General features: G+C 69.8%; 15 protein-coding genes and 1 riboswitch. Of the genes, 5 read left to right on the forward strand and 10 right to left on the reverse strand.

Going from position 1 to position 15,140, the window contains the following annotated elements:
* Positions 1-125 precede the first annotated feature (125 nt).
* From HUS23_02025 to HUS23_02040, 4 genes are all read left to right on the forward strand, one after another.
* Entirely contained in the window at positions 126-1,466 is a 1,341-nt protein-coding gene (locus HUS23_02025; protein QKT02682.1) for a spore maturation protein, read from the forward strand.
* 71 nt (positions 1,467-1,537) lie between these two features.
* Positions 1,538-1,758: riboswitch (cobalamin riboswitch) on the forward strand.
* A gap of 89 nt (positions 1,759-1,847) precedes the next feature.
* Complete coding sequence (gene btuB / locus HUS23_02030; GenBank protein ID QKT02683.1) at positions 1,848-3,668, forward strand: TonB-dependent vitamin B12 receptor; 1,821 nt, start codon at positions 1,848-1,850, stop codon at positions 3,666-3,668.
* 2 nt (positions 3,669-3,670) lie between these two features.
* Entirely contained in the window at positions 3,671-4,483 is an 813-nt protein-coding gene (locus tag HUS23_02035; GenBank protein ID QKT02684.1) for a TonB family protein, read from the forward strand.
* Positions 4,484-4,487: 4 nt separating this feature from the next.
* Positions 4,488-5,042, forward strand: coding sequence for a cob(I)yrinic acid a,c-diamide adenosyltransferase (locus tag HUS23_02040; protein QKT02685.1), 555 nt, complete (start codon positions 4,488-4,490; stop codon positions 5,040-5,042).
* Positions 5,043-5,133: 91 nt separating this feature from the next.
* Here the strand turns inward: HUS23_02040 and HUS23_02045 are convergent, their stop codons facing one another.
* The 9 genes from HUS23_02045 to HUS23_02085 form a co-directional block, all read right to left on the reverse strand.
* A complete protein-coding gene (locus tag HUS23_02045; GenBank protein ID QKT02686.1) occupies positions 5,134-6,093 on the reverse strand; it encodes an IS110 family transposase in 960 nt (319 codons plus the stop codon).
* A 342-nt stretch (positions 6,094-6,435) separates the two neighbouring features.
* Complete coding sequence (pqqE, locus tag HUS23_02050; GenBank protein ID QKT02687.1) at positions 6,436-7,566, reverse strand: pyrroloquinoline quinone biosynthesis protein PqqE; 1,131 nt, start codon at positions 7,564-7,566, stop codon at positions 6,436-6,438.
* Positions 7,567-7,619: 53 nt separating this feature from the next.
* Positions 7,620-7,892 (reverse strand): pyrroloquinoline quinone precursor peptide PqqA, encoded by a 273-nt coding sequence (gene pqqA, locus HUS23_02055; protein ID QKT02688.1) that lies wholly within the window; start codon positions 7,890-7,892, stop codon positions 7,620-7,622.
* The gene (gene pqqD / locus HUS23_02060; protein QKT02689.1) at positions 7,780-8,055 is read right to left on the reverse strand and encodes a pyrroloquinoline quinone biosynthesis peptide chaperone PqqD; all 276 of its coding nucleotides are present in this window, start codon (positions 8,053-8,055) and stop codon (positions 7,780-7,782) included. The genes pqqA and pqqD overlap by 113 nt, the downstream gene beginning before the upstream one ends.
* Positions 8,052-8,780: a pyrroloquinoline-quinone synthase PqqC gene (gene pqqC, locus HUS23_02065; GenBank protein QKT02690.1), complete on the reverse strand. Its 729-nt coding sequence runs from the start codon at positions 8,778-8,780 to the stop codon at positions 8,052-8,054. The genes pqqD and pqqC overlap by 4 nt, the downstream gene beginning before the upstream one ends.
* Before the next feature lie 10 nt (positions 8,781-8,790).
* The gene (gene pqqB / locus HUS23_02070; GenBank protein ID QKT04927.1) at positions 8,791-9,705 is read right to left on the reverse strand and encodes a pyrroloquinoline quinone biosynthesis protein PqqB; all 915 of its coding nucleotides are present in this window, start codon (positions 9,703-9,705) and stop codon (positions 8,791-8,793) included.
* A 40-nt stretch (positions 9,706-9,745) separates the two neighbouring features.
* Positions 9,746-10,927, reverse strand: coding sequence for a PQQ-dependent sugar dehydrogenase (locus HUS23_02075; GenBank protein ID QKT02691.1), 1,182 nt, complete (start codon positions 10,925-10,927; stop codon positions 9,746-9,748).
* Positions 10,928-11,333: 406 nt separating this feature from the next.
* Positions 11,334-12,233, reverse strand: a complete 900-nt coding sequence (locus HUS23_02080) for a cobalamin-binding protein (GenBank protein ID QKT02692.1) — start codon at positions 12,231-12,233, stop codon at positions 11,334-11,336.
* Between the two features lie 44 nt (positions 12,234-12,277).
* The gene (locus HUS23_02085) at positions 12,278-12,979 is read right to left on the reverse strand and encodes a flavodoxin family protein (protein ID QKT02693.1); all 702 of its coding nucleotides are present in this window, start codon (positions 12,977-12,979) and stop codon (positions 12,278-12,280) included.
* A gap of 184 nt (positions 12,980-13,163) precedes the next feature.
* Between HUS23_02085 and HUS23_02090 the strand changes: the two genes are divergently transcribed.
* Complete coding sequence (locus HUS23_02090) at positions 13,164-14,333, forward strand: hypothetical protein (GenBank protein ID QKT02694.1); 1,170 nt, start codon at positions 13,164-13,166, stop codon at positions 14,331-14,333.
* Here HUS23_02090 and HUS23_02095 read toward each other — a convergent pair.
* Positions 14,282-15,025: an SIMPL domain-containing protein gene (locus tag HUS23_02095; protein QKT02695.1), complete on the reverse strand. Its 744-nt coding sequence runs from the start codon at positions 15,023-15,025 to the stop codon at positions 14,282-14,284. The two genes, HUS23_02090 and HUS23_02095, sit on opposite strands and share 52 nt — an antisense overlap.
* Between the last annotated feature and the right edge of the window lie 115 nt (positions 15,026-15,140).

The following is a 15,140-nucleotide window of genomic DNA, read 5'->3' on the forward strand; positions in this document are numbered from 1 at the left end:
AGCGTTTGCGCCGCGGACGCCGCGCTCGGCCACATGCCGGGCGCGGCGCGTCGAAGCAGGGCAGGATAGCCCGTTTTCGACCTGCTAAGCCACCGCAACGCCCCGGGGGGAAGGCGCGTCCACCGATGAACGTCATTTTCTTCGCCATCATCCTGGCGGCGGTCGCCGCGGCCTCGTATCGCCAGGTGCGCTGGGACGGCGCAGGCACCGCCCCCATGGACGCCCTCTCCAGCTCGGTGGTCGAGGCCGCCGGCGGCGCGGTGGAATTGGCGATCGGCCTGGTCGGCGTGATGACCCTGTTCCTCGGCCTCATCAAGGTGGCGGAGGCCGGCGGGCTGCTCACCATCCTGGCGCGCCTGATCCGCCCGCTCATGGTGCGGCTGTTTCCGGACGTGCCGCCCGAGCATCCCGCCATGGGCGCCATGATTCTCAACATGTCGGCCAATGCCATGGGACTCGGCAATGCCGCCACCCCGTTCGGCATCCGTGCCATGCAGGAGTTGAACAAGCTGAACCCCTACCCCGGCACGGCCACCAATGCGATGGTGCTGTTCCTGGCAATCAACACCTCCAGCGTCACGTTGCTGCCCACGGGGGTGATCGCCATCCGTGCGGCCGCCGGCTCGGCCGATCCCGCCGCCATCCTGCCGACCACGCTGTTCGCGACCTTGTGCGCGACGCTCGCCGCGGTCAGCGCGGCGTTCTTCTTCCGGCGTTTCTTTGCCTTCACGGCCGCGCCGGCGCCGGTGCCCGAGCCCGCCGCGGCGGTGCAGCCCGCGGCGACCGCGAGCACCATCGCGCCCACTGAACCCCCTGGAACGGACGGACTCAAGCCCGAGGAGGCGCCGCTGCCGGATGCGGGCAAGCCCTACCCGCTCTGGGTATCCGCCGCCGCCATGCTGGGCTTTCTCGCCCTGATTCCGCTCACCGTGGCCTACGGCCGGGTGATCGCGCCGTGGATCATCCCCGGCCTTATCCTGGGCTTTCTGACCTTCGGCCTGCTGCGCGGCGTGCGCATCTACGAGGTGTTCGTCGACGGCGCCAAGGAGGGCTTCCAGGTCGCGCTGCGCATTATCCCCTACCTCGTCGCCATCCTGGTGGCAGTGGCCATGCTACGCGCGAGCGGCGCGCTGGATGCCATGATCCGCACCCTGGGGCCATGGACCAGCGCCGTCGGATTACCCGCCGAGGCGCTGCCCATGGCGCTGCTGCGCCCCCTGTCGGGCTCGGGCGCCTACGGCATCATGGCCTCGATCATCAACGACCCGGCCATCGGCCCCGACAGTTACGTCGGCTATCTGGTCAGCACCCTGCAGGGCTCCACCGAGACGACCTTCTACGTGCTGGCGGTCTACTTCGGCGCGGTGCAGGTGCGCCGACTGCGCCACGCCATCCCCGCCTGCCTGACCGCCGACTTCGTCGCCGTGGTCGCCGCCGTCGGTGCCTGCCTCTACCTGTTTGCCTAGGTCCGATTCGCGCATGACGCGGCGCCTGAGGCTCCGCCAAGCCGCGCTTGCCGCTACCACACCCCACGCGTAGAATCGCCTGCGCTTCAGGTGTCCCTGGGACCTCCATCCCAAGGATTAAACGGGAAGCCGGTGCGCCAGTTCTACTGGCAAGTCCGGCGCTGCCCCCGCAACGGTAAGCGAGCCAAGGTGCGTCAACACGCCACTGTCCTTCGGGATGGGAAGGCGATGCACCCGGAGCCTTTCGGCTCACTCGCAAGCCCGGAGACCGGCCTGGAGTTCGAGTACGTGTCGCGGTGGGCGGCAACGGCGGGCCTCTCCGACCTGCTTCCTTCCACCGCACGCGTGTCCGCGGGTGTGCGTATAACAAGAGGAAGCACCATGGTCATCCCTTTCCGGCCGCTGCTGGCCGTCGCCTGTTCCCTAACGGCCGCTGCGCCGACCAGCCTGTTTGCGCAGGCCGACGCCGATCCGTTTCCCATTCTCGTCACCGCCACGCGCACCGCGCAAACGGCGGACGAGGCGCTTGCTTCGGTGACGGTCATCACGCGCGATGACATCGAGCGCAGCCAAGCGCGCAGCGTGCCCGAGTTGCTGCGGCGACAACCGGGCGTCGACGTCGCTGCGCAAGGCGGCTTCGGCCAGCGCAGCAGCGTGTTCCTGCGCGGCACCAATGCAGGCCACGTACTGGTACTGGTCGACGGGGTGCGCCACGGCTCCGCGACCGCCGGCACGACGGCGTTCGAGAACATACCCATCGAACAGATCGAGCGCATCGAGATCGTGCGGGGCCCGCGCTCCAGCCTGTACGGCTCCGAGGCGATCGGCGGCGTGATTCAGATCTTCACGCGCGGCGGGCAGGGCGAGCGCGTCGCCAACGCCGAAGTCGGCTACGGTGAATACGGCACCTGGCGCGGCAGCGCCGGCGCCAGCGGCAGTGTCGGCAACAGCTACTGGGGCGTCCAACTCGGCACCGAGCGCAGCGACGGCTACGACGTGTTCGTGCCGCGCGAACCGGACGACGACGGTTACCGCAACGACTCCCTCAGCGCGCGCCTCGGCCACCGCTTCGCCGGCGGACACGAACTCGAACTGCACGGCCTGCGTGCCCAGGGGGAGACGGAGTTCGACGGTTGGGGGCCGGGGGCCGACAACCGCATGGAATTCGTGCAGCAGACGGCGGGCCTGCGCGGCAGCGTGCTCGCCGCCGATCACTGGGTGATCAAGGCCCAGCTTGGCGAGAGTCGCGACGAAGCGGATAGCTTCGCCGATCAGACCTACCACAGCACCTTCGACACCAAACGCCACTATGCCAGCGTCCAGAACGACCTGAGCCTCGGTGCGGCGGCGCTCGTCAGTCTCGGCGTCGATTGGCATCGTGACCGGGTGGACAGCACCACGGCGTATGCCAAGACCTCGCGCCGCAACACCGGCGTATTCGTCCAGTATCAGGTGCGGGAGGCCGATCACGACCTCGGCTTCGGCGTGCGCCGAGACGACAACGAGCAGTTCGGGGTACACAGCACCTTCCACGTCGATTACGGCTATCGGATCACCGACGGCGTGCGCGTCCTCGCCAACTACGGCACCGCCTTCAAGGCGCCCACCTTCAACGACCTCTATTGGCCCGGATTCAGCAACCCGGATCTGGACCCCGAGACCTCGGAAAGCGTCGAGTTGGGGCTGCGCGGTATGCCTGCGTGGGGTCGCTGGGAGCTACGCGCCTTCCGCACCGAGGTCGACAACCTCATCGTCTATGATCCGATCGTGAACCAGCCGATGAACATCAACCGCGCTCGCATCGACGGCGTGGAAGTGGAGGCCGGCACTCGCCTCGGCGCCTGGGATCTCGGCGCCGGCGCCAGCTTCCTGTCGCCGCGCGACCGTGACACGGGCGAGGTACTGCTCCGGCGCGCGCGCCAGAGCGCGGCGCTGCATGCGGACCGTTCGTTCGGCCGCACGACGGTTGGCACGACGGTCGAGGCGGTCGGCAGCCGCTACGACATCCATGCCGAGACTTTTGCTAGCACACGCGTGTCGGGCTATGGCCTGGTGCACTTGCGCGCCGAGCACGCCCTGTCCAAGCGTTGGGCCCTGCGCGCCAAGGTCGACAACGTGCTCGACAAGGAGTACCAAACCGCGCACGGCTACCGCATGCCGGGGCGGCTCTGGTTCCTCTCGGTCGCGTACCGTATGCCCTAGCCATGAAGTCTCAGGCGGCGTCCAGCAGACATACCCGGGGATTGGTCGGCGCGGCCGCCCTCTCCGGCCTGCTGCACGCCGCCTTTCTGATCTGGCTCACCGAGCGCCTGCCGATGCCCAGCGAAGACCCCGGCGCAACCGAATTGACCGTAGTCCTCGCACGCTCGGCGCCGCGACAGACGGCCGCCGCACATCCGCCCGCACTGGACGCGGTCCAACGCGAACAACAGGCGCATGAACAGGCGCGCGCGCAACGCGAGCCGCCGGCCGAGGCGCAATCGGCGCCGCCGCCCAAGAGCCACCCACCGTCGCCGCCGCGCACCGCCGCGCCGGCCGAAGCGAAACCGACACCGACACCGACACCGACACCACGTGATGACGCCGAAGCGGCCGCCGCGCCGCCGCCCGCGGCCTCCGCAGCGCCCCGCCCGACGCCGCCCGCCGAACGTGCGATTGCGCCCCTTGCACCGCCGCCGCGGACGGCCCCCGTCCCGAACGAAGCGCAACTTGCGCACGCACGCGCCCGGCACCACGCCCTGCGCGAGGCGCGCACCGAACTCGCGCGCCACTTTCGTTACCCGCCCCTCGCCCAGCGCAACGGCTGGGAGGGCACCGTGGTGCTCGGCTTCCGAGTGAGTGAGGACGGCGCGATCGAGGAAATCGTCATTGCCCGCACCTCCGGCCACGGCCTGCTCGACCGCGCGGCACGCGACGCGCTGGCGCGCGTGGGCCGCCTGCACGGGTTCGCGGGGGCGCGCGGCGTCGGCGCACTGGATCTGGAACTGCCCGTGATTTACCGCCTGACGGAGAGCTGATGCGATGGGTAACCGCTTGACCAAGATCTACACCAAGACCGGCGACAACGGCACCACCGGCCTCGGCGACGGCACCCGCGTCGACAAGGATGACGCCCGCGTCGAGGCATTCGGCTGTGTGGACGAGTTGAACAGCGCGCTCGGCGTGGTGCTCGCCCACGAATTGCCCGAGACGGTCCACGAGGCGCTCACCACTGTGCAGCACGAGCTGTTCGATCTCGGCGGCGAACTCTGCATCCCCGGCCGCGTCGATCTCCAGGAGGCGCAGGTCGGCCGGCTCGAGCGCGTCCTCGATACCCTTAACGGGCCGCTGCCGCCCCTCAAGGAGTTCATCCTGCCCGGCGGCACCCCCGCCGCCAGCGCCTGCCACGTCGCGCGCGCCCTGTGCCGCCGCGCCGAACGGCGCTTGGTGACCCTGGCCAAAGCAACGACGATCAATCCCGCTTCCCTGCGCTACCTCAACCGCCTCTCCGACCTGCTGTTCGTGGTCGCGCGGCACCTGAACCGCACGGCCGGTGCGCCCGACGTACTGTGGCAGCCCGGCCGCCAGCGCGCGTGAGGCAGCGCGCCTTCGGCCACACGCGCCGGCGGCGTTCGCACGCGTCGGGCGTCCTGGCGGCAATGGGAAACCGTAGATACTGTCTTCGCTTCTAACGCGCAAGTGCGATTTCAGGATCGAAGGGGCGGCCTGATTTAAGCACGCCGTAGGCGATGTGCAGCAGCTTGCGCATGGCGGCACAAGCGATCGCCTTGCCGTTCTTGCCGTTGGCCTTCAGTCGCTCGCAGAAGGCGCGAATCACGGCGTTGTGGCGCCACGCCACCAAGGCCGGCATGTAGAGCACTTTGCGCAGCAGCGAGTCGCCGGTCTTGGAGAGCCGGGTGCGTCCTGTCCACTCCCCCGAGGTACGCAGCGCCGGGCTCAACCCGCTGTAAGCGGCTACCTGTTTGGCGTTCTCAAAGCGCGCGACGTCACCCAGCAACCCCAGCAGCGCGGCACTGGTGGCTTCCCCGATGCCGGGGATGCTATGCAGCAGGTCGCGCCGCTGCCTTAGGTCGGGGTCGTTGTCGATGTGCCGGCGGATCTGCTCGCGCACCGCCTCGATCTGCGCCGCCAGGGTCGCCGACACCGCCTCCAGCGAGGGGCGTACCGCCGCCTCGGCCACCGCCAGTCGGTTGTGCTCCATTTGCTGCATCTCCAGCAGGCTATCCAGGCGACGCACCAAGGCTTGTAGCGCCCGTTCGTTCGGCGCGGGCGGCTGCCATAGGTTCAGCCTGTCGCGCTTCTCGTGACAGAAGCGCGCGATGAGCTTGGCGTCGCCCCGGTCGGTCTTGGAGCGGGCCAGCTCGCTCTTGGCATAGGCGGCGATGCGCGCCGGGTTGACCACGCTCAGGGGCACTTGGCGGTCGGCCAGGAACACCGCCAGCGCCTGGCCATACACGCCGGTGGCCTCCATGCAGACGTGCAGGTCGCTGAAGCCGTCCAGCCAACCTATCAGTGCCTCAAAGCCTTGTGGGGTGTTGGGAAAGGTCTTGGTCTTGTACTTGCCCTGGCGCAGAGCGGCCACGTCGAACTTACGCTTGGCGATATCGATACCGATGGCGGTCTTCATCTCTCCCCCTGACGAAAGCAACCTGATCATGGGGCTCGATCTGTCCCGTTCAGCCTTATCCATGCAGGCTCACACCCACGGGCGGGCCTAAGATACTGTACGTACTTGAGAACAGAAGAGGCGGCGGGGTGGGCTATCTACGTAACAGGCTGCCAGCCTAAGGGCGCAAACGTCCTGTCCCCGCCGCTGCCCGATGATCAGTCGGGAATTCTTCCACCGACCGGCGGAAGAATCTAGATATAAGGGCGCAATAAGCGCAGCGCATTGCGCCAGGGGCGTCCCGCCCCCCCCCGAGCGGCCCGAGGCGTCCCCAGCCCAACTGCTCGCCCGCAAGCCCCGCCCTCACGCGCCTGCGTCTGGCCCGTTCCGCGCGTTGCGCCGGTTGCGCATCAGCGGCGCCGGAAGGTCGACCGCCACGGCGGCGCGGCGCACGGTCTCCTGCAGCCGGGCGTGATGGGGCGACTTGTCGCACGCCGGGTCGGCCGCACGCGCCTCACCGGCGATGAGCTGGGCTTGGCAGCGGCAACCGCCGAAGCACGTGCCCCGCTCCTCGCAGGCCGCGCAAGGAGCCTGCATCCAGTCCTCGCCGCGAAAGGCGGCAAAGGCGGGCGAATCCCGCCAGATCCACTCGAGGGAATGCCGGCGCACGTTGGGCAGGTTGAGGCCCGGCAGCCCGGCGGCGGCGTGGCAGGGCAAGGCGGTGCCGTCGGGGGCGACGCCCAGGAACACCTGCCCCCAACCGTTCATGCATGGCTTGGGTCGCCCTTCAAAGTAGTCGGGCACCACGAAGTAGATGCGCATGCGCCGCCCGATGCGCGCGCGCACCTCCGCCACCACCGCCTCGGCCCGCGCCAGCTGCTCACGCGTGGGCAGGAGCCAGTGGCGGTTGCGATAGGCCCAGCCGTGGTATTGGGCATTGGCCAGTTCGACATAATCGGCGCCGAGTTCCAGCGCCAGCTCCAGGATTTCCCGCACCCGGTCGAGGTTGTGCCGGTGGAGGACGACGTTGAGCACCATGGGATAGCCCGCCGCCTTCACCGCGCGCGCGGTGGCGAGCTTGCCGGCGAAACTCGACGTACCCGCCAGGCGGTCGTTCAGTACCGGCTCGTCCGCCTGGAAGCTCACCTGCACGTGGTCGAGCCCCGCGGCCCGCAGTGCGGCGAGGCGCGCCGCGTCGAGCCCGAAACCCGAGGTTAGCAGGTTGGTGTAGTAGCCGAGCGCCCGCGCCGCCGCGACGATCTCCTCGAGGTCGCGGCGCACCAGGGGCTCGCCGCCGGACAACCCGAGTTGCGCGGCCCCGAGGCGCCGCGCCTCGCCCAGCACGCGGACCCATTCCGCCGTCGACAGCTCCGTGTCGCGCGCGGCGAGCGCCAGCGGGTTGGAGCAATACGGACATTGCAGCGGACAGCTATGCGTCAGCTCCGCGAGCAGCCACAGGGGCCGGGGCGCGGCGCGCGCGACGGGAGTCTTCATAGGACCGGCACAGCCGGCGGGCGGGCGGCGCCCCCGCCCGCCTTCCGACCGCCTCAGCGGACCTTCACGTAGAGGTTGATCTCGAAGCCGTAACGCAGGTTCTCGAACTTCGGTCTGGACCATCGCTTCATCACTAGGCTCCTCCGGTTGAATGAAAGCCGTTCGGGCGCCGGCGCGCCCGGACGTCCTGCATGCGTGTATCGAACGCTTGTATCAACAAGGCTGCAGCCAACCCTCCTCGACGGCTGCCGCCACGAGTTCCTGGACGTCGGGGGCGAGGCCGGTCTCCCCGTACGTCCGCTCCAGATCGTCGATGACGGCTGCAAGCGGGGTTTCTCCGTCGCAGCGGCGCACGGTCTCGGCCGCACTGTCATTCAATACCACCATGCCCTCAGGATAGAGGATCACCCAGGTCTGCTGGGCCTCCTCCCATTGCAGCCGGTGCCCCGGCGCGAGCCCATAGCGCGCCTGAGTCTCGACAGCGCTCATGTCCCCTCCGGAATGCCGGCGTAGGGCGGCATGTCGAGCACGTAGGCGAGATACAGGGCGTCGAGCAGGGACCACAGCACGTCGAGCTTGAGGTCGAGGGCGGCCAACACCCGGCGCTGGCGCTCGGCGCTGTCGGCCCACTCCAGGGTCAGCGCCAGCCCGTGGTCGAGGTCGCGGGCGGCCTCGCCGATGCGGCGCTGGAAATAGCCGAGCCCGGCCGGGTCGATCCAGGGATAGTCGCGCGGCCAGTTGTCGAGGCGCTGGCGGTGAATCTCGGGCGCGAACAGCTCGCTCAGGGACGCGGCCACGCCCTCGTGCCACTCGGCGTCGCGCACGAAGCGCACGTAGGCATCGACCGCGAAGCGCACGCCCGGCAGCACCCCCGCCATGGACCACAGGTCCTCGCGCTGCAGGCCGCAGGCCTCGCCGAGCCGCATCCAGGCCTCGATGCCGCCCGCGTCGCCGTCGCTACCGTCCTGGGCCAGGATGCGGTGCACCCAGCGGCGGCGGGTCTCACGGTCGGGGCAGTTGGCGAGCAGCGCGGCGTCCTTGCGCGGGATGTTGACCTGGTAGTAGAAGCGGTTGGCCACCCAGGCGCGGATCTGCTGCGGCGTGAGCTCGCCCGCCGCCATCATCCGGTGGTAGGGATGGTGGATGTGGTAGCGGCGGCCCCGCGCGCGCAGCGCCGCCTCGAATTCCTGTCTGGTCCTGGCCGCTTCCTGCATGCCGTCCCCTCTACAGATCGAGTTCCATCCCGTCGTAGGCGACCTCGATGCCCGCGGCCGCCAGCTGCCCCCGCTCGGGCCCGTCCTCCGCCAGCACGGGGTTGGTGTTGTTGATGTGGATCAGCACCTTGCGCGGCCCGTCCAGCCGCTCCAGGACCTCCAGCATGCCGCCAGGGCCGCTCTGCGGTAGGTGTCCCATGGCCGTTGCGCGGCGCGCGCCGACTCCGCGGCGCTCGAGCTCGTCGTCGCTCCAGCAGGTGCCGTCCACCAGCAGAGCCGACGCCCGGGCCATCTCGGCCTCCAGGCGCGCATCCACCTCGGCGAGCCCCGGCGCGTAGAACAGGCTGCGCCCGCTCGCCGCGTCGCGCACGCTCAGCGCGATGTTGTCCCCGGCGTGGGGGTCGTCGCGGTGCGGCGAGTAAGGCGGCGCCTTGCCCGCCACCGGGACGGCGGCGAACTCGAGTCCGTCCAGCCCCGGAATACGAAAGCCTGTGCCGTCGACCGCGAGCTCGTGCCAGCGCACCCCGCAGTAGTGCTCCAGCACCTTCAGGATCGGCAGCCCGGTGGTGAGGTCCTGGTGCACCGCCCGAGTGCACCACACGGCCAGCGGCCGGTCGTGCTCGCGCAGCATCAGCAGGCCGGCCGCGTGATCGATCTGGGCATCCACCAGCAGCACCGCGCGGATGCCGGTGTCGCGCCGCGCTGCGCCCGGCTGCAGGGCGGGCGTGGCCAGTATCTGGGCGCGGATGTCCGGCGAGGCATTCACCAGCAGCCAGCCGCGCCCGTCGCCGCTCACCGCGATGGACGACTGGGTGCGGGCGCGCGCCTGCAGCCGCCCCGCGCGCAGCCCGGCGCAGTTGTCGCAGTTGCAGTTCCACTGAGGGAAGCCGCCGCCCGCAGCCGAGCCCAGCACGCGCACCTTCAGCATGCCGTCACCGGGCCCGGGGCTCGGCGGCCTAGCGCGCTCACTGCTCCGGCTCCAGGCGCAGCAGTTCGCCCTCCTCCTCGTCGGTAAGCACGTAGATGTAGCCGTCGGGCCCTTGCGTGACGTAGCGCACGCGTTGCGCGATGGGCAGCGTCTCCTGGTCCTGCACCGCCTCGCCGTCGAAGACGATGCGCCGGATGTCCTGCCCCACCAGCCCGCCGGAGAACAGGTCACCGCGCCAATCGGGGAACTGATCGCCGGTGTACACCATCAGGCCGGACGGGGCGACCGCCGGCGTCCACACAGCCTTGGGAGCCACCCCACCCTCGAGGGTGCGGTGCGGGGTGAAGCGCTGCCCGGTCCGGTAGTCGGCACCGTAGGTGGCGAGCGGCCAGCCGTGGTTGGCGCCCTTCTGCACCAGGTTGAGTTCATCGCCGCCGAGCGGTCCGTGCTCGTTGACCCAGATGCGGTCGTTGTCGCGGTCGTAGGCGAGGCCCTGGATATTGCGATGGCCGTAGCTGAAGATCTCGGGGCGGGCGTCCTCGCGGCCGACGAAGGGGTTGTCCTCGGGCACGGAGCCGTCGTCGTTGAGCCGCAGCAGCTTACCGAGGTGGCTGTCCAGGCGCTGGGCGTGCTCCCGCGCAGGGGTGCCGTCGATCTCGAGCGGGGGGTTGCCGCCGTCGCCCACGCTCATCAGCAGCGTGCCGTCGGGCAGCCAGGCGAGGCGGGAGCCGAAATGCTGCGCCTGCTCCTTGTCGGGCTCGGCCTGGAACAGCACCTCTACGTCCTGCAGCCGATCGCCCTCGAGCACGCCGCGCGCCAGCGTGGTGCGGTTCCGGTCCGGGCTGCCGGAGGCGTAGGTGAGATAGACGTAGCGGTTCTCCTCGAAGTCGGGGTGCAGCACGATGTCGAGCAGACCGCCCTGGTTCTGCGCCAGCACCTCAGGGACGCCTTCGATGGGATCCTCCACCAGTTCGCCGTCCCGGACCAGACGCAAGCGGCCCGGGCGCTCGGTGACCAGGATGTCGCCATCGGGCAAAAAGGCCATGCTCCAGGGGTGCTCCAGCCCTTCCACCACTGTCTCCATGCGCCACCCTTCGGCCATGGGCACGTCGGCGGTCGGCTCCACCGGCTCCGGGGCCGCCGGGACGGCGGGCGCAGCCAACATCAGCGCGCCCGCCACCAGCAACGGCCGCGCGTCCTTCCAGGATGAATTGCTCATTGCGTTGCTCCCTCAACGAGATTTCGCCAACTGTAAGGGACGGGATGCGGCTGCGCGCCCGTCAGCGAAGCCCAAGGAATGACAAGACGACGACGAGCCCGACGCTATGGCATAGATGGCTGTCCCGTCCGCTGGATGACAACCGATGCGCGCGCAGAGGGTGACCCGAAGGCGTCACCGGCACGCAGTCGGGGCCGACCCGCGGAGTATGTTGAAGAATAAATCACGTTCGCCAAGAGTCCACCGTCGGGCGACGAACGGGGCGGCTCGCTAGCAGGCGGGAGCGCGTCCATACATCTCAACCATGCGACACATTGATGAGCTAGAGCTCGACGCGAATAGCGTCGCCGGGGTTCCTCAGCGGCTCCCGCTCGAGATAGGGGACCTCAGCGCGCGGCGCCCATCCTTAACGCCGGGCAGCCGCCAGTTGCTCGCACAACTCGGCGATGCCGTCGAGGAGTCGCGGCGTCGGCCGGTGCATGAGGTCGGGCGAGACCTGGAACAGGTTATCGGCGCGCACCGCGTGCAAGAACGGCCACCGCCGCCATTCGGCGAGCCAGCGCGGCGCCACGTCCCCCTCGCCGGCGCTGACGATGACCTGTGGATTGGCCGCCAGCACCGCTTCCAAGGAAACCTGCGGCGCGAGCGCTGCTTGGTCGGCGAACACGTTCTCGGCGCCGCAAAGCTTAAGAGCCTGGGTAATGATCTGGTCGCCCCCCACCGTCATCAGCGGGCGGTCCCACAACTGGTAGAAGACCCGCACGGGCGATGCGCCTGCGTAGCGCGCGCGCAGGCCCGCCAGACGCGCGTCGAACGCCTCGGCGGCCGCCATGCCGTCGACACCCCCCACCAGCACGCCGAGCGTACGCAGGGTGGCGGAGATATCGTCCAGCGCGCGCGGCTCGGTGAGGTACACGGGGATGCCGAGGCGTCGCAAGCGCGCGACCTGGTGCGCCGCGTTGCCGCTGGCCCAGCCCACCACCAGATCGGGCCGCAAGGCCGCGATGCGTTCCATATCCAGGCTGTCGTGGCGGCCGACTCGCGGAAGATCGCGCGCGGCGGGCGGCCAGTCGCTATGACTGACCGCCCCCACGATGCGCTCGCCCGCGCCGATCGCATAGAGCAACTCAGTGACGTGCGGCGCAAGGCTCACCACCCGCTGGGCGGGCGCGGGCAGTTGCAGCATGTGCCCGGTGGCGTCGGTAACGGGCGGTGGCCCCGCCTGCGCGGGCCCGAGCAGGCAGCCAGCCAGCAGCAGTGCCGCTGCGAGGCTGCGTAAGAAATGCAAGGGTGACGCCGTAGGCATAGCGGCCCATTCTAGCGCGGGCGAGCCGCACGAGCCGCACCCCGTCAGGGATGATCGAAGCGCTCGCCGTCGGCCCAGCGCGCGGTCTGGTTACCGTGCGCGGGAATGCCGCCGGCGCGCTTGAGCAGTCGGGCGAGGTGCATGAGGTTCCAACTCATGAAGGTGACGTTGCGCTGCGTGAAATCGTTCTGCGGCCCGCCGGACCCCTCATCGGCATAGGACGGGCCCGGCCCCGCCTCGCCCACCCAAGAGGCGTCGGCCTGCGGCGGCACCACGAACCCCAGGTGCTGCAGGCTGTACAGAATGTTCATGGCGCAGTGCTTGCCGCCGTCCTCGTTGCCCGTGATCACGCAACCGCCCACGCGCCCGTAGTAGATCGACTGGCCCTGATCGTTGAGCTCCGCGGAGCAGGCATAAAGTCGTTCCACGACGTTGGTGCACACGGAGGACTTCTCGCCCAGCCAGATCGGCGTGCCGAGCACCAGGATGTCGGCCGCCAACACCTTGCGCTGGATCGACGGCCAGTCGTCGCGCGGCCAGCCGTGCTGCGTCATATCGGGATAGACGCCGGGGGCAATGGTGTAGTCCACCGGCCGCAGCAGCTCCACCGCGACCTTGTTGCGCGCCATGACGGTGCGCGCCACGTCCATCAGTGCTTCGGTGTGCGAGAGCTCGCCGCTGCGTTTGAGCGTGCAGTTGAGGAACAAGGCGGTGAGCGGCTCGGTGGTGAGCGCTTCTCTTGGCATGGTTCCTCCTGAGCTTCGACAGCCGGTGCGCTGAGCAAAGGGAACGCGCGTCTCGTGTTCATGGGTTGTCGACTTTCGCCTGACCCCGAGACTAAGCGTAGCCGCCCCTGCCCTTCCACAACCTCCATGGGACTACGCTTGTTAGGTCCGTTCCATTGCGCAGGGGCTTTGCAGGGAGGCGGTCATGGGCGTAACAGCGTGCTGCAGGTGCAGCCTGCTCCTGGTGCTACTGCTTGGGCTTGGGCTCGCGCCCGTCGCCGCGGGCCAGGAGGCCGGCAGTTCGGTGGTGATCCCGGACGAGGTGCGCGAGGACGTGTATCTCGCGGGCGGGACGGTGGACGTCCTCGCGCCGGTACGCGGCGACGTGGTGGCGGCCGGCGGACGTATCGCCGTCGATGGCGCCGTGGATGGCGATGTGCTGGCGGTGGGGGGCTCGATCACCATACGGGGCCCGGTGGGCGACGACGTGCGGGCCGCCGGCGGCGAAGTACGAGTGCTCGGCCCGGTGGCCGACGGGCTGCTGGCCGCGGGGGGCAGCGTCATCGTCGGTCCGCAGGCGGTGGTAGGCGGCCGCACCGCGCTGGCGGGGGGCCGCGTCGAGATCGCCGGGCGACTCGAAGGGCCGCTGCGGGCCGGCGGCGGGCGGCTCGTACTGAGCGGCGAGATACTGGGCGACGTCGAACTGGTCGCCGACCACGTCGAACTCCTGCCCGGCGCACGCCTGCACGGCAACCTGCACTACCGCAGTCCACGGGCCGCCGCCATCGATCCGCAGGCCGAGATTCTCGGCACGATCACCCACCAGCCGACGGAGACGCCCACCGCCCCGGCCGCACCGCCGCGCGGCGCCGTGATCACGGTGCTGGCGGCGAGCCTGGCGGCCACGGGCGTGGCCCTGTATCTGCTCTTTCCCGCCTTCTCGCTTGCCGGCGCGCGCAGCGTGGGCGCCGCGCCCTGGCACGCCCTCGGCTTGGGCCTCGCCGTGCTGGCGACCACGCCGCTGGTGATTCTGCTGCTGGGGATGACCCTACTGGGCATGTGGCTCGCGCTGATGCTCGCCGCCGCCTACCTCGTCACTCTGCTAGCGGGCCTCCTCACCGGCATCCTCTATCTGGGCGATCGCGGGCTGCGGCTCGCGCGGCGTGCCCCGCTGGAACCGGGCCGGGCCGCGCAGGCCCTGGCCTTCATCGTCGCCCTGATCGCGGTCTTGCTGCTCAGCCGCGTGCCCCTGCTTGGACCGCTGGCGCTGCTGGTCCTGTGGCTGCTCGGGATCGGCGCCCTGGTGCTGGCCGTGCATGCCCGCTATCGCGCGGGCGGTGCACCCCCCTCCGCCGCTGCCTCCGCCACGCCGTAGCGCACAGTCACCGCGACGCGCAGCTGCAGCTCGCCCGGAGCCACCGGGACGGCGGCCTCGGCGGCCATCGCGAGGCGCTGGCCGGCGAACGGCACGGCACCCGCCGCCTCGTCGACCGACAACAGCGGCCCCACCGCCACGCTGGCGGCCTCGGCGTAAACCTCGGCGCGCCGCCGCGCATCGGCAATGGCTTGCCGGCGCGCCTCGTCCAACAGCGCCGAGGCGTCCTTCACATCGAAGGTAATGCCCTCGATGCGGTTCGCGCCCGCCGCGACCAAGCTATCGAGCAAGGCACCCACGCCGTCGAGGTCATCGCTGCGTACACGCAGCTGGTTGGTGACCTGAAAGCCGGCCAGGCGCTGACGGCGGCGCGTCTCCTCGTACTCGTAGACAGGGGTGACCGCGAACTGGCGGGTCTGCGTATCGCGCTCCTGCACGCCATGGCGTGATAGCACCGTCATCACCTCGCGCATCGCGCGTGTGTTGCGCGACAGGGCCTCGTCCGCCTGCGCCGCCTGGCTCACCACGGCCACATCTATCGTCACGCGATCCGGCCGTGCCGCCACTGTGCCCTCGCCTTGCACCGCAATCGCCGGTGGCTCGCGCTGCGCCTCCGCCCAGGCTGCGAGAGGAACGGCGCAGAACGCCATGAGGCTCAGGACGATGATCCAATCCACGGTGAGTCGCTTCATGACGGGCTCCGCTCCGCACCCCCGATGGGGCAGCATGATCCAACCGACGCCCGACCGGCGCACTTTGAGAATGCGGTCACGGTTTGCGGTGCCGGCCCTTCAGTAACGTGACCCC

It is taken from the genome of Ectothiorhodospiraceae bacterium 2226, assembly GCA_013348725.1.
GTDB lineage: Bacteria > Pseudomonadota > Gammaproteobacteria.

What these genes read in the sequence shown, in the direction of transcription:
- HUS23_02085 (QKT02693.1), bottom strand. Translation starts at nt 12,979, where the DNA reads ATGCCAAGAGAAGCGCTCACCACCGAGCCGCTCACCGCCTTGTTCCTC.
- HUS23_02040 (QKT02685.1), top strand. Translation starts at nt 4,488, where the DNA reads ATGGGTAACCGCTTGACCAAGATCTACACCAAGACCGGCGACAACGGC.
- HUS23_02095 (QKT02695.1), bottom strand. Translation starts at nt 15,025, where the DNA reads ATGAAGCGACTCACCGTGGATTGGATCATCGTCCTGAGCCTCATGGCG.
- btuB (QKT02683.1), top strand. Translation starts at nt 1,848, where the DNA reads ATGGTCATCCCTTTCCGGCCGCTGCTGGCCGTCGCCTGTTCCCTAACG.
- HUS23_02075 (QKT02691.1), bottom strand. Translation starts at nt 10,927, where the DNA reads ATGAGCAATTCATCCTGGAAGGACGCGCGGCCGTTGCTGGTGGCGGGC.
- pqqD (QKT02689.1), bottom strand. Translation starts at nt 8,055, where the DNA reads ATGAGCGCTGTCGAGACTCAGGCGCGCTATGGGCTCGCGCCGGGGCAC.
- HUS23_02045 (QKT02686.1), bottom strand. Translation starts at nt 6,093, where the DNA reads ATGAAGACCGCCATCGGTATCGATATCGCCAAGCGTAAGTTCGACGTG.
- HUS23_02025 (QKT02682.1), top strand. Translation starts at nt 126, where the DNA reads ATGAACGTCATTTTCTTCGCCATCATCCTGGCGGCGGTCGCCGCGGCC.
- HUS23_02090 (QKT02694.1), top strand. Translation starts at nt 13,164, where the DNA reads ATGGGCGTAACAGCGTGCTGCAGGTGCAGCCTGCTCCTGGTGCTACTG.
- HUS23_02080 (QKT02692.1), bottom strand. Translation starts at nt 12,233, where the DNA reads ATGCCTACGGCGTCACCCTTGCATTTCTTACGCAGCCTCGCAGCGGCA.
- pqqC (QKT02690.1), bottom strand. Translation starts at nt 8,780, where the DNA reads ATGCAGGAAGCGGCCAGGACCAGACAGGAATTCGAGGCGGCGCTGCGC.
- HUS23_02035 (QKT02684.1), top strand. Translation starts at nt 3,671, where the DNA reads ATGAAGTCTCAGGCGGCGTCCAGCAGACATACCCGGGGATTGGTCGGC.
- pqqE (QKT02687.1), bottom strand. Translation starts at nt 7,566, where the DNA reads ATGAAGACTCCCGTCGCGCGCGCCGCGCCCCGGCCCCTGTGGCTGCTC.